This window comes from Bifidobacterium sp. ESL0825, from assembly GCF_052606465.1.
This window is the reverse complement of the sequence record NZ_CP199589.1, coordinates 433,477-450,803: the sequence shown is the minus strand read 5'-3', so window position 1 is coordinate 450,803 and position 17,327 is coordinate 433,477. Positions and strand designations below refer to the sequence as shown.

At 61.3% G+C, this 17,327-nt stretch carries 21 protein-coding genes; 2 read left to right on the top strand and 19 right to left on the bottom strand.

Translation table 11 applies throughout. From position 1 onward, the window contains the following. The first annotated feature begins 59 nt into the window (after positions 1-59). Both ACUIAG_RS01970 and ACUIAG_RS01965 read left to right on the top strand, forming a co-directional pair. Positions 60-407 carry an RNA polymerase-binding protein RbpA gene (locus ACUIAG_RS01970; protein WP_024627700.1) on the top strand — a complete coding sequence of 116 codons (348 nt, stop codon included), beginning with the start codon at positions 60-62 and terminating at the stop codon, positions 405-407. Next, positions 400-1,131: an HAD hydrolase-like protein gene (locus tag ACUIAG_RS01965; protein WP_445339988.1), complete on the top strand. Its 732-nt coding sequence runs from the start codon at positions 400-402 to the stop codon at positions 1,129-1,131. The genes ACUIAG_RS01970 and ACUIAG_RS01965 overlap by 8 nt, the downstream gene beginning before the upstream one ends. 196 nt (positions 1,132-1,327) lie before the next feature. Here ACUIAG_RS01965 and ACUIAG_RS01960 read toward each other — a convergent pair whose 3' ends face one another. The 19 genes from ACUIAG_RS01960 to tsf form a co-directional block, all read right to left on the bottom strand. Beyond that, positions 1,328-1,924, bottom strand: coding sequence for a MerR family transcriptional regulator (locus ACUIAG_RS01960; protein ID WP_313839192.1), 597 nt, complete (start codon positions 1,922-1,924; stop codon positions 1,328-1,330). 13 nt (positions 1,925-1,937) lie between these two features. Further along, the gene (locus tag ACUIAG_RS01955) at positions 1,938-2,381 is read right to left on the bottom strand and encodes an FHA domain-containing protein (protein ID WP_024627697.1); all 444 of its coding nucleotides are present in this window, start codon (positions 2,379-2,381) and stop codon (positions 1,938-1,940) included. Positions 2,382-2,387: 6 nt separating this feature from the next. Continuing rightward, positions 2,388-3,221, bottom strand: coding sequence for a DUF881 domain-containing protein (locus ACUIAG_RS01950; protein ID WP_101432310.1), 834 nt, complete (start codon positions 3,219-3,221; stop codon positions 2,388-2,390). A 4-nt stretch (positions 3,222-3,225) separates the two neighbouring features. Beyond that, the gene (locus tag ACUIAG_RS01945) at positions 3,226-3,558 is read right to left on the bottom strand and encodes a small basic family protein (protein WP_015021764.1); all 333 of its coding nucleotides are present in this window, start codon (positions 3,556-3,558) and stop codon (positions 3,226-3,228) included. A 1-nt stretch (position 3,559) separates the two neighbouring features. Next, positions 3,560-4,516: a DUF881 domain-containing protein gene (locus ACUIAG_RS01940; protein ID WP_045924373.1), complete on the bottom strand. Its 957-nt coding sequence runs from the start codon at positions 4,514-4,516 to the stop codon at positions 3,560-3,562. Next, positions 4,509-5,123, bottom strand: a complete 615-nt coding sequence (locus tag ACUIAG_RS01935) for a CDP-alcohol phosphatidyltransferase family protein (protein WP_445339987.1) — start codon at positions 5,121-5,123, stop codon at positions 4,509-4,511. Before ACUIAG_RS01935 ends, ACUIAG_RS01940 begins: the two co-directional genes overlap by 8 nt. A 4-nt stretch (positions 5,124-5,127) precedes the next feature. Next, positions 5,128-5,979, bottom strand: coding sequence for an ATP phosphoribosyltransferase (gene hisG / locus ACUIAG_RS01930; protein ID WP_045924371.1), 852 nt, complete (start codon positions 5,977-5,979; stop codon positions 5,128-5,130). A gap of 50 nt (positions 5,980-6,029) precedes the next feature. Continuing rightward, a complete protein-coding gene (locus ACUIAG_RS01925; RefSeq protein WP_045935327.1) occupies positions 6,030-6,293 on the bottom strand; it encodes a phosphoribosyl-ATP diphosphatase in 264 nt (87 codons plus the stop codon). 31 nt (positions 6,294-6,324) lie between these two features. Next, positions 6,325-6,990, bottom strand: coding sequence for a ribulose-phosphate 3-epimerase (gene rpe, locus ACUIAG_RS01920; RefSeq protein WP_029678892.1), 666 nt, complete (start codon positions 6,988-6,990; stop codon positions 6,325-6,327). A gap of 90 nt (positions 6,991-7,080) precedes the next feature. Next, on the bottom strand, positions 7,081-7,992 hold the full coding sequence (gene lgt, locus ACUIAG_RS01915) for a prolipoprotein diacylglyceryl transferase (protein WP_313842018.1): 912 nt from the start codon (positions 7,990-7,992) through the stop codon (positions 7,081-7,083). 37 nt (positions 7,993-8,029) lie between these two features. Next, the gene (trpA, locus tag ACUIAG_RS01910; RefSeq protein ID WP_445339986.1) at positions 8,030-8,950 is read right to left on the bottom strand and encodes a tryptophan synthase subunit alpha; all 921 of its coding nucleotides are present in this window, start codon (positions 8,948-8,950) and stop codon (positions 8,030-8,032) included. After that, on the bottom strand, positions 8,950-11,055 hold the full coding sequence (gene trpB, locus ACUIAG_RS01905; protein ID WP_445339985.1) for a tryptophan synthase subunit beta: 2,106 nt from the start codon (positions 11,053-11,055) through the stop codon (positions 8,950-8,952). The genes trpA and trpB overlap by 1 nt, the downstream gene beginning before the upstream one ends. A gap of 64 nt (positions 11,056-11,119) precedes the next feature. Continuing rightward, positions 11,120-11,533 carry a phosphoribosyl-AMP cyclohydrolase gene (gene hisI / locus ACUIAG_RS01900; RefSeq protein ID WP_445339984.1) on the bottom strand — a complete coding sequence of 138 codons (414 nt, stop codon included), beginning with the start codon at positions 11,531-11,533 and terminating at the stop codon, positions 11,120-11,122. A gap of 138 nt (positions 11,534-11,671) precedes the next feature. Beyond that, entirely contained in the window at positions 11,672-12,448 is a 777-nt protein-coding gene (gene hisF, locus ACUIAG_RS01895) for an imidazole glycerol phosphate synthase subunit HisF (protein ID WP_445339983.1), read from the bottom strand. Positions 12,449-12,560: 112 nt separating this feature from the next. Further along, entirely contained in the window at positions 12,561-13,748 is a 1,188-nt protein-coding gene (rlmN, locus tag ACUIAG_RS01890; RefSeq protein WP_445339982.1) for a 23S rRNA (adenine(2503)-C(2))-methyltransferase RlmN, read from the bottom strand. A 44-nt stretch (positions 13,749-13,792) separates the two neighbouring features. Next, on the bottom strand, positions 13,793-14,782 hold the full coding sequence (locus ACUIAG_RS01885) for a phosphatidate cytidylyltransferase (protein ID WP_045924364.1): 990 nt from the start codon (positions 14,780-14,782) through the stop codon (positions 13,793-13,795). Between the two features lie 25 nt (positions 14,783-14,807). Continuing rightward, positions 14,808-15,362: a ribosome recycling factor gene (gene frr, locus ACUIAG_RS01880; protein ID WP_045924363.1), complete on the bottom strand. Its 555-nt coding sequence runs from the start codon at positions 15,360-15,362 to the stop codon at positions 14,808-14,810. 114 nt (positions 15,363-15,476) lie between these two features. After that, positions 15,477-16,232, bottom strand: coding sequence for a UMP kinase (gene pyrH, locus ACUIAG_RS01875; RefSeq protein WP_045924362.1), 756 nt, complete (start codon positions 16,230-16,232; stop codon positions 15,477-15,479). A 228-nt stretch (positions 16,233-16,460) separates the two neighbouring features. Continuing rightward, positions 16,461-17,312: a translation elongation factor Ts gene (gene tsf / locus ACUIAG_RS01870; RefSeq protein ID WP_445339981.1), complete on the bottom strand. Its 852-nt coding sequence runs from the start codon at positions 17,310-17,312 to the stop codon at positions 16,461-16,463. Positions 17,313-17,327 lie beyond the last annotated feature (15 nt).

Here is a 17,327-nt window from a genome sequence, read left to right as displayed (position 1 = left end):
ATCAGGTCAACACTGTTCTGTAGCTTGGAGGCAGTGACGGACACGAGTATGGAGGAATCATGGCAGAGCGCAGTCTTCGCGGCATGAGTATTGGGGCGAAGTCCCTGGAATCCGATCAGAATGTGGATTTTGCTGCACGCAGCGAGGTCGCCTATGTCTGCCCCAAGGGCCATCGGACTATCCTGCCCTTGGCTGAAGGCGCTGAGGTGCCGCAGGAGTGGGAGTGCCGCTGCGGGCAGATCGCTCACCTTGAGGGGCATGACGAGCAGGAGTCCGGCAAGACAGGCAAACCGACCAGGACCCACTGGGACATGCTGCTGGAGCGCCGGTCGGAGGACGAGCTCAAGGCTGTGCTTGACAAGCGTCTGAAAATGCACCGCGAAGGATGGTTCCCGGACTATGAGTAAATCACCGCGCCGTCTGGTTCTGCTGGATCTGGACGGCACCCTGACCGCCTCGCATCCGGGCATTATCGCCTCCGTGGTGCAAACTTTCAAAGAGCTTGGTCATCCCGTGCCCGATGAAAGCGAGCTTCGCCGATTCATAGGCCCTGCCGTTGAAGTATCCCTGCGCCGCAACGGCATCAGAGAAGAAGACATCGATAAGGGCGTCCAGATTTACCGGCGCTATTACAGCGAGATAGCGGTATTTGATGATCCTGACCATCCTGGACAACACATCCCTGGACGTCTGCTCGCTACGGTCTTTGACGGCATTCCCGAACAGCTGAATCGTATGCACGAGCATGGTCTGACCTTGGCCGTGGCCACCTGCAAACCCGAGTACCAGGCTCAGCCGGTATGTGACCACTTCGGACTGACACCACTGGTAGATGGCATCTATGGTGCCAGCAGGGACTCCACACGAATCACCAAGGCTCAGGTCATCACACACGCTCTGCAACAGCTTGGCTTTGACACCAAACTCGGTGACCGTGCCCTTATGGTCGGCGACCGCTGGACTGATGCCGATGGTGCGCTGGAAACCGGTCTGGACTGTCTGGGATGCGGCTGGGGCTATGCTGAGCCCGGAGAACTGAAATCTCACGGCTGCTACCGCGTCATCGACCAAGTCGATCAATTGTGCCAGGCTGCCGAGGATTACTTCGGCAATAATCAGACTCAGCACTGAGTCGGCCAGAACTGTATCGTCTCTTTTAGGTTCACCCGAGGTCACCTGGGTGAACCTTACCAAATTGGCCACAACCGAGTAACCATGAAATCACCGGAAACGCAAAATCGAATCGTGACCTAGTTAAGCCGATAATGTACGTTATGTCAAATTATCTGTTATTTTTCTCCCCTGCTCCAGTTCACCGTCGCGAAATTCATGCAGTCCGCTGGCGCTGCTCGTGTTGCTGCTCCAGGCGCTGGCGCAGACGCATAGCCGTCAGCTCGTCAATAGGTCGCTCAGGCAGACCCGGGGTCAGCTGTCCAGTAGTCAAATCCACGTGGTCGCAGGTCTGCAGCTCCAGATCCATGCGATGCCAGATAGCACCCACAGAGATAGCAAAGACGGCACGCCCGGACTGCATCAGCGCAAAGACCTGATCGGGTCCTGAGCATTCTGTGACCTGATCACCATCGCAGACCACAGTCACATGCTCAAGTTGACCGACAGTCCGACGCTCAAGATAGTTCACCGTGTTCGTGGCATTGACCAAATTGACACCGGCATCCAAGAGGCGCTTGAGGACGGCCAGGATGACCACATCCTTGAAGGAATAGAGCCTGCGGGAGCCTGATCCGTGCGAGGCCTTGATCGACGGCTCGACGATTCGCTTGCGGGCCCAATAATCCAGCTGCCGATAGGTGATGCCGGCCACCTTGGCCGCGACCGTTCCCCGGTAGCCCCGGGTCGTGCCCTCAGCCTGCTCAGGCGAAAAGAGTTCCCCCTGCACCAGCGTCGGCAACTCTTCGGCCATGCCGTGCCCCCTGTCAGTTCTTGGCGATGACTGCCCGATTATCGAAGTAGACCAGCCTGAACTTGCCGATCATGATCTCGTCGCCGTTGTGCAGGTCGGCCTGGTCCACGCGTTCACGATTGACGTAAGTGCCGTTGAGGCTGCCAGTATCCTCGACCCGAAAACCATGGTCGGTCCGTACGAATATGGCGTGCGCCCTGGAGACCGTCGAATCATCCAGCAGGATGTCCGCCTTCGGATCGCGACCCACGCTGACCTGATCCTCGTCCAACAGATAGCGCGATCCTGACACCGCTCCCCTGGTAGAGATCAGCAGGGCTGTGCCCTCAGGCAATCGTGCCATGGTCTCCAGATCGTCCTTGGTCAGTGGACGGTCACCGTTGGAGGTGACTGGAATGTTCAGGGCCGGCATGCCGATGATGGTCGTCTCGCCCGCAGTGGGAATAGGATCTGTCATAATTGTCTATTCTACAGGCTTTGCATACTGGTAGTCCTGCACGCGTCGAACCTGGTCGATTCTGACACTATTTGACTGCTCCACGGATACGGTCGCATGGAACTGCACCTTGATCCGCGAACCCACTCCCCCGGCGATCTGAACGGCATTCTGCAGGCTGTCCGGATCCCCAATGGCCTTGACAATGTAGGGGCTGCGCAGCTTGGCGTGGTCGCATTGCAGACCGGTGCGGGTGTCCAGCAGATAGGTGCTGGTAACCACTCGGACATCGTTGAAGGATATGACCTCGGCGCCAGCGTTGCGCAGTTCTTCGATCAGATTGAACATGGTAGAGGCGTCCACCCGGTCACTGTCCTCGGTGACCGTTACCACCACTCCCCTGCCCTGGGCAGGCAGCCGTCCGGCCAGGATGCCGCTGCTCTGCTCATTCTGCTGGGCTATGCGGGCGGCCTCCTTCTGCTTGTCGGCGGCTGACTTGATGGAGGTCAGCTGCTGGTTGAGCTGGCTCTTGCGCTCCTCCAGCTTATCGACCTGGTTGCTGGTCTCGTCCAGCACCCGTACCAGCTCCTCCTCGGACAGACTCTGGTAGGAGGACTGGTTATTGTGCACCTGGACCGCATATCCAAAGCCCAAGAGGGCGCACATCAGGGCCACCAGGACGCTGGTAACCAGTCTGACCCTGGTGGCGTTGGAATTGAGGGTGCGCAGAGGCCGACGGCGAACCACCGGAAAAGCACCGGTCTGCGTATCGTCGGCTGGAGCCCTGACCCGTCCGGGTCTCCTAGGCGGAATGCTCTTGGGCATTCCCTCGTCGCGCTTCTTCCTCAGGGTGTGTCTCATATGCTCACCCCTTGAAAATGAACCGTCGAATAGCGGAAACGTTGGAGAAGATCCGGATGCCCAGGACCACAATGACGGCCGTGGACAGCTGAGAACCCACGCCCAGCTGGTTGCCCAGGAAGACCAGAAGAGTGGCCGTGATCACATTGGAGATGAAGGAAACCACGAAGACCCGGTCCGAGAAGCTGCGTTCGAAGTAGGAGCGGACTGCGCCCATCAGGGCATCCAGGGCGGCCACCACCATGATAGGCAAATAAGGCTGCAGGACAATGGGAATGTCGGGCTTGAGGAAGATGCCCGCCACCACGCCTAGGATCAGGCCGAGAATTGCCGACATGTCAATGACTCCTTCCGGCATAGGACAGATTGGGCAAACTCACTGCATTCAGATTCAGGCGCCGCTGCTTGGCCACATTGACAGTGATGTTCGCCCTTTTGAGGTCACGCAGGCGGCCCTGCAGATCGCTGCGAACCATCAGATCGGACAAGGCGCCTTGGTCGCCGATGGCTTCGATCTTGTAGGGTGACTCGATCGAGGTGGTCCCCACCAAAATGGTCTGACCGGCTGTACGCACTGATGTCTGTGTTCCTATTCTATTGCCGTTGATGGCAATGGCTTCGGCCCCAGCAGACCAAAGCTTGGTCAGGAACCACTGCAGGTCCTGGTCGGTGAGCAGTTTGATCTGATCGGCATTGTCCCGGGAATCCTTGGAGGCAATGGGGTTGGCCAGGGTGATGACGACGCCCTGCCCCTGCACCTTGCTGGTGCCGTTGGTCAGATCGTCAGCGGTCTGCGTGCTGTTCTGCCCTTGGCCGCCCTCCTGAGCCGAGAGCGTGTCGATATTGCCGTTAAGGTCCGATATCTGACTGTTGAGGTCATTGGCACGCTTGCTGACCCCCTCCACCTGGGAGATGAGCTTCTCGCGTACCTTCTGACGCGGGTCCCGGTGCAACACCTGAACTATACCCGTGCCCGCCAGGCCGACCAGCACGCAAATGACAAAGACCAGTATCCGATTGACCCAGACGCTCAGTCGCGATCTACGCTCAGCGGGCAGCAGACGGGCGTCCTCGAACATGGGGTCCATGGGACGGTTGGTCAGGTCGTCAATCAGCCTCAGTGACTCATCAGCCATGCGCCGACGCATGGATTCCTGGGCTGGCTCCGAGCTTTCCTGGTCCACATAGTGGCGTTCCAGACCTGCGCTGGAATGCGAAAAAGCCGCCCGGCGGTGAATCAAGGCACGGTCAGGCGGCACGGGGAAGGATTGGGGGGTCATCTGTGGTTCAGTCATGATGGCGGTCCTGACGAAGCAATCCGATGCCCTGACGTGCGTAGATCAGCCCTGCCAGCCAGTAAAGGCCAACCCCCCAGATGACGGCCGCAAGTGCCACCAGGTGGAAGAGACGGAAGAAAGTTGAAGTGCCCACATCCGCAAAAATCAGGGCCGGTATGGCCAGCATGAGCACGGCCGTGCCAGTCTTGCCAGCGAAGTGCACCGGCAAGGGGCCATAATCATGCTGGGCCAGCGCCAAAACCAACAGACCCATGAGCACATCCCGGGCACCGACTAGGGCCAGAAGCCACCATGGGAGTATGGAGGCGATGCTCAGGGCAAGGACGGAACAGAGAATCAGCAGCCGATCGGCAACCGGGTCCAGGATCTGTCCCAGCTTGCTGACCTGGTTGAACCTGCGGGCAATGATTCCATCCACACCGTCTGAAAGGGCCGAAATCAGCATGACCACCAAGGAAATGATCAGATGCCGGTTGGCCACCAGATAGGCAATAAGAGGTATGGATAGGATACGAAGCAGGCTGATGACATTGGGTACGGTGAGAATCACCGACCGCGGCTCAGGGCTGTACCTGCTGCGTGAAATTCGATCAATCAGTGCCATCCGACTACATTCTAGAAGCTTGAAGGGCAGTTACAAGGATGGCACGCGCACCGATCTCATAGAGGCGGTCCATGAGGTTGTTCACCTGATCCCTGGGAACCATGGCCCTGACTGCGGCCCACTGCTTGTCGTGCAGGGAGGATACTGTCGGCGACTCATAGCCGGGCGTGATGCCCACCGCCATGGCTACGCGCTCTACCGGGATGTCATAATCCATCAGTACATAGCGGCGGGCTGTCAGCACGCCCTCCAGCCTGCGGGACATGACCGCCAACCGCTCATCATCTGGATCCAGACGGGGTGATCTGATGAGAATCCCCTCCGATTTCAGAATGGGATCGCCGAAGACCCGAAGCCCGGCGTTGCGCAGGGTGGTGCCGGTGGAGACCACATCGGCGATCAGGTCGGCTACCCCGAGCTGGACTGAGGACTCCACTGCGCCGTCCAAGTGGATCAGTTCGGCCTTGAGTCCCTTGCTGGTCAGGTAGTCCTCAAGAAGCCGGTCGAAGGTAGTGCCGATCCGTTTGCCGTCCACGTCCTGCAAAGTGTTGATAGCACTGGCTTCCGGAGCGGCGAATCTGAATGTGGATGCGCCGAATCCCAGCTCAATGACCTCGACGGCCCTGGTTCCGGAGTTGAGCAGCAGGTCACGCCCGGTGATGCCCAGATCAATGGTCCCCAAGCCGACATAGACCGCTATATCGTTGGGCCTTAAGTAAAAGAGCTGGATGTCGTTGTCGACGTCATCGACCACCAGTTGCCGGTCATTGGAACGCAGACGATAGCCTGACTCTGATAGCAGCCTCCATGCGGGCTGGGACAACATGCCCTTATTGGGCACCGCGACCTTCAACACGGCAACCTCCTAATTGCGGAAGCGAATCTACAACGGGAAAGGATCAGAGGTCACAGATACCTGTAGACATCCTCCAGGGTGATGCCTCGATCGATCATCATGACCTGGATGTGGTACAGCAGCTGGCTCATCTCCTCGGCCGTCCGTTCCTTGCCCTCATACTCAGCGGCGATCCAGGTCTCTCCGGCCTCTTCATTGATCTTCTTGCCGATGAAATGCGTGCCCTTGTCCAGCTCTTCAACAGTCAAGGATCCTTCTGGGCGCTCCTTGGCCTTGGTCGTGAGCTCCTCAAACAACCCATCGAAGGTCTTCATCTGGCTATCTCCATTCTTCCTGCAAAACCTGTCAGTCCTTGTAGCTTACCTGCGCGGCCTGCCGGATCTGGTCAATGGCCTTGGCCGGGTCGTCAGCGCCGTAGACCGCGGAGCCTGCCACCAGGACATCGGCTCCAGCCTCTGCCACGATGGGAGCCGTGGTGGGACTCACCCCGCCATCGACCTGGATGTGGGTCTTCAGGCCGCGGGCGGTTATCTGGTCTCGCAGGCGACGGGTCTTGGGCATCTGATTGTCCAGGAACTTCTGGCCGCCGAATCCTGGCTCCACGGTCATGACCAGAATCATGTCGAACTCATCGAGAATGTCGAAGATCGGCTCCACAGGTTCGGCAGGACGCACGGCCAGGCAGGCCTTGACCCCCATGTCGTGCAGCTGGCGGGCCAGACGGACCGGGGCATGGACGGCTCCGGTGTGGAAGGTGACGGAGGCGACACCCAGTTTGGCGAATTCCGGGGCCCAGCGGTCGGGGTCCTCGATCATCAGATGCACATCCACCGGCAGGTCGGTCACCTGGCAGATGCGCTCCACCACAGGCTCGCCAAGCGTCAGGTTGGGAACGAAATGGTGATCCATCACATCCACGTGGACCATATCGGCATTGGCAATAGCCTTGAGATCCCGCTCCAAGTTGGCGAAATCGGCGGAAAGAATGCTGGGTGCTATCTGAATGCTCATGGAGATTATTCTATGTTGTACGGAAGACCGGCGGCACCGGTTTGTGGCCCAATTGCACACCTGCCGGCCCTTGGATAGATGACCCCTGTCCTACTTGCTCCGGGCCTCGGATTCCTGACGCACCTCGAGTTCGGTGATGGTCCTCAGCTTTTCTGAGAGCAGGGAGGTCGGCTTGCCCTTGCGCGCTATGAGGACGAAGGCTGCGGCCGCCAGGAAGAAGACCGTCATGGACACCCAGACGTTGACCCTGACTCCCAGGAATTCATGGGCGAAGTCGATGCGCAGGGCTTCGATCCAGGTGCGCCCCAGGGTGTACCACATGACATAGAGGGCGAAGAGGGAGCCGGCCTTGAGCACGTTCACGGCCTTGTGGCCGATCCAGACCAGGAGGGCCGCGCCGATCAGGTTCCAGATCATCTCATAGAGGAATGTGGGTTGGAAGAGGGTGCCGGTCGGGCAGGTGGCCCCGTCATAGCACTGTTCGCTGCTGCCGATGGCGGAACCTGCCGCGTCGATCTTCAGCCCCCAGGGCAGCGTGGTGGGGGCCCCGTAAAGCTCCTGGTTGAACCAGTTGCCCAGCCGCCCGATGGCCTGAGCCACCAGAAGGGCAGGAGCCACGCTGTCGGCCAGCAGGGCGGTCGGGTAATTCTTGTGGCGGCACCAGGCCCAGGCTGCCAGTGCTCCCAGGAGGACTGCACCCCAGATGCCCAGACCGCCACGCCAGATGCGCAGAATGTCCGCTGGGTTGCCATCAGCTCCGAAATACCGCTCAGGGGTGGTGATGACGTGGTAGAGCCTTGCGCCGACGATGCCGGCCGGTACCGCGCAGATGGCGATGTCCAGAATCTGGTCGGTCCGGCCGCCCTCCTTCTTCCAGCGCCTGGCCGTGATCCAGGCGGCCACGATGATGGCCAGAAGCATGGTCAGCGCGTAGAACCGGATGGTGACCGGCCCCAGATGGAAGCTGGATATTCCCGGCGATGGAATGTAGGCAAGCGTCATAAAGCCCCAATCTAGCCCCTGGGCCTTACAGCCCCATTCACTTCCTGGCCTGTGAGATGCCCCAACGCAGGTCGGAGCAAACCTCAGCCAGGGACTCCAGTGCCTTTCTACGGTCCTTCCGCGGCCTGCCCTCGTCATCCAGAAGACAGTGGACCAGGGCCGAGCCGACGATGACCCCGTCCGCGTAGGCGCCGACCTGTGAGGCCTGCTGGGCGGTCGACACCCCGATGCCCACGCACACATAGGGGGCCCCAGCCTGCCTGACTCTCGCCACCAGGTTCTGGGCCGAGTTGGACATGCTGGTGCGTTCGCCGGTCACGCCCATCCGGGAGGTCGCATAGACGAAGCCCCTGGCTGCACGGGAGGTGATCTGCAGACGTGCATCAGTGGAGTCGGGCGAGACCAGATAGACCCGGTCAAGACCATACCGGTCCGACTGCTCTATCCATTCCCCGGATTCGTCGACGATCAGATCCGGGGTGACCAGCCCGGACCCGCCGGCCTCGGCCATGCGCTGAGCAAAGTCTGCCACTCCGTGATGCATGATCAGATTCCAGTAGCTCATGACCAGAGCCCTGGCACCGTCCGCCTGGACCTGGCGGACCGCGTCGAAGACACCCTCGACCTTGACGCCATTGTCGATGGCACACTTGCTGGCCGCCTGGATGACCGGGCCATCCATGACCGGGTCGCTGTAGGGCAGCCCGATCTCGACGATGTCGACCCCGCTTTTCACCATGACCCGCATGGCCTCCAAGGATGTGGGCACGTCGGGGAATCCGTAGGGGAAGTAGCCGATGAAGGCCGGCCTGCCCTGCTGGCGGAGGGCCTGCAGTGTAGTAGCTACCGGGCTGGCCGCGCGGCTGATCCCCTTGGGCTGGACAGGCTGGGGCTGGACAGGCTGGGGTTGGACAGGCTGGACGGGCGCTTTCTGCCATTGCCATTGCTGGTTGACCATCATCGGGCCTCCTCTTCTGCTTGATCGCTTCTGCTGTGCCCGGCCTGGGCTTCCAGAGCGCTGGCCTCCTGCTCGGACAGGTAGCCGAACCATCTGCCCGCCGTGGCCACATCCTTGTCGCCCCTGCCCGAGATGTTGATCAGAATGACAGGATTTCTGATTCCCTTGCGCAAAAGGTCGGTGGCCGCCTTGCTGGCTCCAGCCAAGGCGTGCGAGGACTCCAGGGCGGGGATGATGCCCTCGGTCCGGCACAGGTCGCTGAAAGCCTGCATGGCCTCCTTGTCGGTTGCGTAGTCATACTTGACCCGGCCCATGTCGTGCAGCCAGGCATGCTCAGGCCCCACTGAGGCGTAATCCAGGCCGGCGGAGATGGAGTAGGTGTCCATGGTCTGGCCCTGGTCGTCCTCCAAGAGATAGGACTTGGTTCCTTGGAAGACGCCGATCTGACCGGTGCCGGGCGACAGGCGGATGGCGTGCTTGCCCGACTTGGGCCCGTCCCCGCCGGCCTCATATGCATAAAGGGAGACCCGGGGATCGTCCAGGAAGGTGTTCATGATGCCGATGGCGTTGGAGCCTCCGCCGACGCAGGCCACAACCCCGTCAGGATGGTCGATGCCGTATGCGGAAAGTTGTGCGGATGCCTCTTCGCCGATGATCTTCTGGAAGTCCCTGACGATGGTCGGGAAGGGGTGGGGGCCGGCGACCGTGCCCAACAGGTAATGGGTGGTCTCCACGTTGGTCACCCAGTCGCGCAGAGCCTCATTGATGGCATCCTTGAGGATCCTGGTCCCGGTGGTCACCTCGACGACTTCGGCTCCCAGCATTCGCATCCTGGCCACGTTCAGGGCCTGTCTGCGGGCGTCTATCTGCCCCATGTAGATTCGGCACTTGAAGCCCAGGAGGGCACAGACCGTGGCCGTGGCCACGCCGTGCTGGCCGGCGCCGGTCTCCGCGATGACCCGGGTCTTGCCCATGCGCTTGACCAGGAGCCCCTGACCCAGGGCGTTGTTGATCTTGTGGGCGCCCGTGTGGTTCAGATCCTCCCTTTTCAGGAAGACCCTGACCTGACCGCCGACCCGATCGCCGATCAGCTTGGCGAACCGAGGCGCCGGCGTCAGGGCCGAAGGACGCCCCACATAGACCCGGTTGAGTCTGTTCAGTTCCTCGCGGAAGGCCGGATCGGCCTTGGCCTCCTTGTAGACACGCTCCAGCTCGTCGAGGGCGCCCACCAGGGCCTCAGGGACGAAACGTCCGCCATAGGGGCCGAAATAGGGACCGTCATGGGTTGAGAGGGGCCTGGCCTCGGCGGCCTTGAAGCGGTGACCAGCCTGAACCAGCAAGCGGACGGTACCCTCCTGGTCCTGTGAGGTGACCAGACCTTCTCCTATCAGGACCGCATCGGCCCCGGCCCGGGCGTACCGCTCCAGCTCGACCGTGCCGAACACTCCAGACTCGGCCACCTTGACCACATCCTTGGGCAGGTTGGAGGCCAGGCGGGCATACTGGTCAACGTCAACGCTCAGGTCCTTAAGATTCCGGGCGTTGATGCCGATCACCCTGGCGCCGGCCGCAATGGCCCGCTCGATCTCCTGGCGATCATGGGTCTCGACCAGGGCGGTCATGCCCAGGCTCCCGGCCAGGTCGAGCAGGTGCTTGAGACGCGTGTCATCCAAGGCCGCCACAATCAGCAGGATCATATCGGCCCCATTGGCCCTGGACTCCCAGACCTGGTAGTCGGAGACGATGAAGTTCTTGTTGAGCACGGGAATACCCACGGCCTGTCTGACCTGCCGCAGATCCTCCAAGGATCCCAGGAAGCGTCTGCCCTCGGTCAGGACCGATATGGCCGAGGCACCCCCGTTTGCATACTGCCGGGCCAGGGCGGCGGGATTTTTGATGTCGGCAAGGTACCCCTTGGAGGGCGAGGCTCGCTTGATTTCCGCGATGATCGGAATGCCGACGCTCTCCCTGAGCAGTCGCGCAGCATCCAGAGGTTTGCGCTTCATGCTCCTGACCTGTTGCTTGAGACTTTCCAAGGGAATCTGTTGCACCCGGCTCCTTGCATCCTCCACGGCGCCGGCCACCAGTTCATCCAAGACGGTCATAGAGCCCTTCCCTCCAGTTTCCTGTGTGTTCCCTGTCACAACCTTAGCGTCTTTCCGCATTGGACTACCCTTCCTGGCTCTGCATTTGCGCCTGCGTGCGGTTGCCCTGCACCGCTGGCAAGGGTCCTCCGGCTTCAAAACACGACCTGTGTCCGGTGTGGCAGGCCGCCCCCACCTGGTCGACTTCGATAAGCAAGGCGTCCCCGTCGCAGTCGATGCTGACTGCCTTGACGTATTGGACATGCCCGGAGGTGTCTCCCTTGCGCCAGTATTCCTGCCTGGAGCGGGACCAGAAGGTGACCCTTCCCGTGGTCAGGGTCCGTCTCAAGGCCTCCTCATCCATGTATCCGACCATGAGCACCTCACGGCTGTCATACTGTTGGACCACAGCGGCCACAAGTCCCTTGGCATCCTTCTTCAGCCTGGCCGCTATGCTCGGATCCAAACGTGCTTCCTGGTCCCTCGAAGACTGTGACATTGATCCTCATTCTCCTGATTTGTCCGACACATCCTTGTCGGTTGATTGTTTATGGTATGGGTATAGTTTCACGATGGCTGCCAACATGGCCAGCAAATGCCATGCAGCATGCGGTGTCGAATTATCTGCGGGATTGGTTCAGGCCTGCCATCGAACCGGATACCCGGCCGCATGGAGCGCCTGCTTGACATCCTTGATGGACACCTGGTCGAAATGGAAGACGGAAGCCGCCAGGACCGCATCGGCCCCGGCCTTGACAGCTGGAGGAAAATCGGCGGTCTTGCCTGCGCCACCGCTGGCGATAAGGGGAAGGGATACGGCCTTGCGCACGTCGGCGATCATTTCCAGATCGAATCCCTGACGAGTGCCGTCTGCATCCATGGAGTTGAGGAGGATCTCGCCGGCTCCGAGTTCTTGGGCCTGCTTGACCCAGTCGATGGCATCGATGCCGGTGGACTGGCGGCCGCCCATGGTGGTCACCTCATATCCTGAGGTAATGCCCTGGGCATCGGATCGGCGGGCATCGACCGAGAGCACCAGGACCTGGCGACCGAACCGCTGAGCGATGTCGCCGATGACCTGCGGATTGGCAATGGCTGCCGTGTTGATGCCGACCTTGTCGGCCCCTGACCGCAGGAGGGTGTCGACATCCTGCGGGGTGCGCACGCCTCCGCCGACAGTCAATGGAATGAAGATCTGGTCGGCAGTGCTCTTGACCAGGTCCACCATGGTGGCTCGCCCGCTTCCAGAGGCAGTCACATCCAGAAAGGTCAGTTCGTCGGCGCCCTGTTGGTAGTAGACGGAAGCCAGTTCGACCGGGTCGCCTGCATCGCGCAGATTCTTGAAGTGGACGCCTTTGACCACACGGCCCTGGTCGACATCAAGACAGGGAATGACACGAACCGCTACCGTCATGCGACCCGCCTTCCTGCCTGAACCGATTTGTTTGAGTCACGACATTAGCTTCTGTAGTGCCCGAAGACCATGGCATGTCCACACTATGGCATGTTGATTGCAGAATACCGGATTAGGCCTGGAGCTTGACGGCTTTTGCAGCCAGCTGCCCGCAGGCGCCGTCGATGTCCGATCCGCGGGTGTCCCTCATGGTTGCAGTGATGCCGGCCTTGTGGAGGATGTCCAGGAAGCGCTGCTCGTCCTCGGGCTTGGAGGCCGTCCAGCGAGACCCCTCAATCGGATTCAGGGGTATGGGGTTGACATGCGCCCAGTCGTCCCCGTAGTGGTTGAGGCGCTTGGCCAGAAGGCGGGCGTGCTCGGCCTGGTCGTTGATGCCGCGCATCAGGGCGTACTCGATGCTGACCCGTCTGCCGCTGGCCAGGTAGTAGTCGTGGGCCGCGTCCAGGACCTGGGTGGTGTTGAAGCGCCGGTTCATGGGAACCAGCTCGTCGCGCAGCTTGTCGCTGGGGGCATGGAGGGAGACGGCCAGACGGACCGGGACCCCCTCTCTGGTCAGCTTGCGGATGCCGGGCACCACGCCGACCGTGGAGACGGTGATGTTCCTGGCCGAGATGCCGAATCCCTTGGGCGGCAGGGCGCTGATCTGCCTGACTGCGGACAGGACGGCCCGGTAGTTGCCCATGGGCTCGCCCATACCCATGAAGACGATGTTGCTTAGGCGCCCCGGGCCTCCGGCGACCTGTCCGGACCTCATCATCCGGGATGCGGCCCTTACCTGTTCCAGAATCTCACCAGTCGACATGTTCCGGGTCAATCCAAGCTGACCTGTGGCGCAGAAGGGGCAGCCCATGCCGCAGCCGACTTGGCTGGAAATGCAGAGGGTGGCTCTGGAAGGGTAGCGCATGAGCACAGACTCGATCCTGGACCCGTCGAAGAGCTCCCAGAGGGTTTTGATGGTCGTCCCCTGATCTGCCTTCTGGACGGTGACCGGGGTTATCAGTTCAGGAAAGAAGCGGTGTGCGGCATCCTGGCGGCTGGCCGCAGGAAGATCCGTGAAGTCGTCCGGATTGGTGGACAGATGGTTGAAGTAATGGTTGGCCAGCTGCGAGGCCCGGAATTTCGGCAGACCCAGTTGAGCGCAGACCTCCTGACGCTCCTCTAGGTCCATGTCCGTAAAGTGACGCGGCGGCTTGCCTCGACGGGCATGGTCGGCCGCCAGAACGTCCCTGAAGGCGCCATTCTTGCCACCAGGGGTGATGCCGGTTTCAGGCTCGGCACCAGTCATGTCGACATCTGTCATACCTCTACCTCATCCCGTATCAGTCATCCGACCATCAATCCCGGTCACAGGCCGGTAATCAAAAGAACCAGTGTGATGAAGGGCGCGGACATGAGGATGGAATCCACCCTGTCCAGCACCCCGCCGTGGCCCTTGAGCAGGTGGCCCATGTCCTTGATCCCCAGATCGCGTTTGATCAAGGATGCGCTCAGATCCCCTAGGGTGCCTGTGGCTCCGACCATGATGCCCATGAGCAGAGCGACCCACCAGATCCTTCCCCAATCCGCCATGGGATAGGTGGCCGCGAAGATGACCAAAGCACCAACCAGACAGCAGAGCATGGAGCCGGCCAGACCTTCCAAGGACTTGCCGGGCGAGATGCGGGGCGAAATCTTGTGCTTGCCGAAGAGCGAACCAAAAAGAAGTCCGCCGATGTCGCTTAAGGCGGGCAGGAAAATCACCATGAAGGCATGAGCTGCAGGATGCCCGCCGAAGGTGGTGGGCAGGGTTATCAGACAGGCCAGGAGAGTGATGTAGACAACGGTCAGGAGGGTGACGCCCACATTGGCCAGGCTGCTGGACCGGCTCCCCTGCTCTGCAGCACCGTAGGAGGCGTCGGCCATGGTCTGCGCATCCTTGCCCGAGAGCTTGGCATTCACCGCCTTGGCCAGACGACCGCCCAGGCGATGGTTGCGGGTGGCCGCAAGAGCCCCGACCAGAGCAGTGACCAGAACTCCGGCGGTCATAACCGCGACATGGTCCGGCGCATAGAAAGAGGCCAGCATGGTGGCCGCCGAGCAGATCCAGAGCTCGACCACCGGTATATGCAGGCCCGCCGTGGCAAAGTCCACCCTGAGCTCCCAGAGCCCCAGGGTCATGAAAATCACGATCAGGTAGATGAATGCGTCGATGCGCACCAGGATGCAGGCCAGGATGATGACCACCAGAAGCGCGCCAGTGGCCACCGCCTGCGGCATGTTGCGCCCGGTTCGCTTGTTCAGGGTTGCGACGGCATCCTGACCCGCCTTCTCGGCGGAGCTTTCCTTAGTACTCATGAAGTGTGGATCCTCCCCAGGCGGATCAGACCTCGAGGATCTCCTTCTCCTTGGCATCCAGGAGCTGGTCGATCATGTCGTTCTTCTGCTTGGTGACGGTCTCCAGCTCCTTCTGCAGCCGGTTGCCCTCATCCTCGCCCAGGTCGCCATCCTTGACCTTGGACTCCAGCTCCTCCTTGACCTTGCGCCGGATGTTGCGGACGGCCACCTTGCCCTCCTCGGCCTTGGTCTTGGCCAGCTTGACATAGTCCCGGCGGCGTTCCTCGGTCAGCTCGGGCATGGTGACCCTGATGACGTTGCCGTCACGGCTGGGGTTGACGCCCAGGTCCGAATCGCGGATGGCCTTCTCGACCGCGCCTGCCTGGGAGGGGTCGAAGGGGGTGACAGCCAGCGTACGGGGCTCCGGGACGCCGATGGATGCCAAGGACTTGATGGGGGTGGGTGTGCCGTAATACTCCACCATGATGTCGTTGAGGAAGGAGGGGTTGGCACGCCCGGTCCTGATTCCCGAGAAGTTCTCCTTGGTCGCCTCGATGCTCTTGTCCATCTGCCTTCCGGCCTGGTCCACCACTGTGGTCATGATCTGCTCCTTGCTGTATGGACCATCCGCCTGTGCGCGCGAGGTCCGTCATTCTTATACTCTACGGCCATGGGGCCACAGGGGCCAAGCGGCGCGGGGTGTGCCCGCAGCCGGTCACAGGGTACGATCAGAACCGCCGTGGACCAAGGTGCCCAGGCGCTGGCCCTTGAGCGCTCCGGTCACGTTGCCTTCACCCTCCAGTCCGAAGACGCGGATCGGCATGTCGTTGTCCCTGGCCATGGACAGCGCTGCCGCGTCCATGACGGCCAGATTGTCCACCAAGGCCCGCTGGTAGCTCAGATTGGTGAACATGCGCGCAGAAGCCTGCTTGTTGGGATCAGCCGTGTACACGCCGTCCACGCCGTTCTTGCCCATGAGGACTTCGACGCAATGAATCTCCAGGGCCCGCTGGATGGAGACGGTGTCGGTTGAGAAGTACGGCATGCCGGATCCGGCGCCGAAGATGACCACGCGTCCCTTCTCCAGGTGACGGATGGCCTTGAGCGGGATGTAGGGCTCGGCAACCTGGCCCATGGTGATGGCTGTCTGCACCCTGGTGGCCTGCCCATCCTGCTCCAGGAAGTCCTGCAGGGCCAGGCAGTTCATGACCGTGCCCAGCATGCCCATGTAGTCGCCGCGCGAGCGTTCGATTCCGGCCTGGCTGAGCTCGGCTCCGCGGAAGAAGTTGCCGCCGCCTACCACGATGGCCACCTGAACGCCGCTCTGCACCGCCTGGACGATCTCCTTGGCCACCCGCTTGACCACCTGAACGTCGATGCCGACCTCGCCTCCCCCGAAGGCCTCCCCGGAGAGCTTGAGCAGCACACGACGAGGCGATGCTGGGTTTTGCGCTGAATCGGATCCGGTCATAAAAACCCTTTCTCCAGACATGATGACGGGCGGAATACGCCGCTAATAGGGTATCGAGGCTGGGCGACAACCCCTCCTTGAGCAGGCTGAGGTGATAGGCCCAGGACGAAAGAAGGGGAGCGGCCACGAAAGCCACTCCCCTATCATCAGTCATTATCAATGCCGGCCGTCTGTCTATCCCTCAGACAGGATCGGACGAGACGACCCAAGACATTGCTGGACTACCGACTACTCCTCGTCGCCCTTGCCGACCTCGAGACGGGCGAAGGCCAGAGCCTTGCCGCCAGCCTGCTTGAAGAGGTCGCCAATGGTCTTGGAGGTGTCCTTGACGTACTGCTGCTCCAGCAGGACGGTCTCCTTGAAGAAGGCGTTCAGGCGCCCCTCGACGATCTTGGGAATGATCTTCTCGGGCTTGCCTTCGGCCTGGGACTTCTCGGTGGCCACGCGGCGCTCGGACTCCACCACGTCGGCGGGCACATCCTCGCGGCTGAGCCACTTGGGGCTCATGGCGGAGATCTGCAGGGCCACCTCATGAGCCACCTGGGCGCCGGCCTCGTCAGTGGCGATCATGGCCACGATGGAGGGGGGCATCTCCACGGACTTGCGGTGGGCGTAGATCTCCACACGGGGACCTTCGACCCGGGCCACCTGGCCGACCTTGACGTGCTCATGGAAGAGCGCGCCGGCCTCCTCAACGTTCTCCTTGACGGTGCCCGACTTGGATGGAGCGGCATCGACCTGCTCGGTGTTGGAGGCATCAGCCTTGGCCACGTCGCCGATGACCTCCTGGCCGAACTCGATGAACTGAGGGGTCTTGGCCACGAAGTCGGTCTCAGAGTTGAGCTCGACGGCATAGCCGATCTGGCCCTGTCCGCCCTCGACGACGGTGGAGGCTATCAGGCCCTCCTGAGCCTTGCGGCCCTCGCGGGCGCCTGCGGCCTGGATGCCGGTGGCGCGGATGATCTCCTTGGCGCGGGCCATATCGCCCTCAGCCTCGGTCAGGGCCTTCTTGACGTCCATCATGCCGGCGCCGGTCTGATCACGCAGCTCCTTGATCAGTGCAGCGGTGATTTTTGCCATGAAACTCTCCTATCT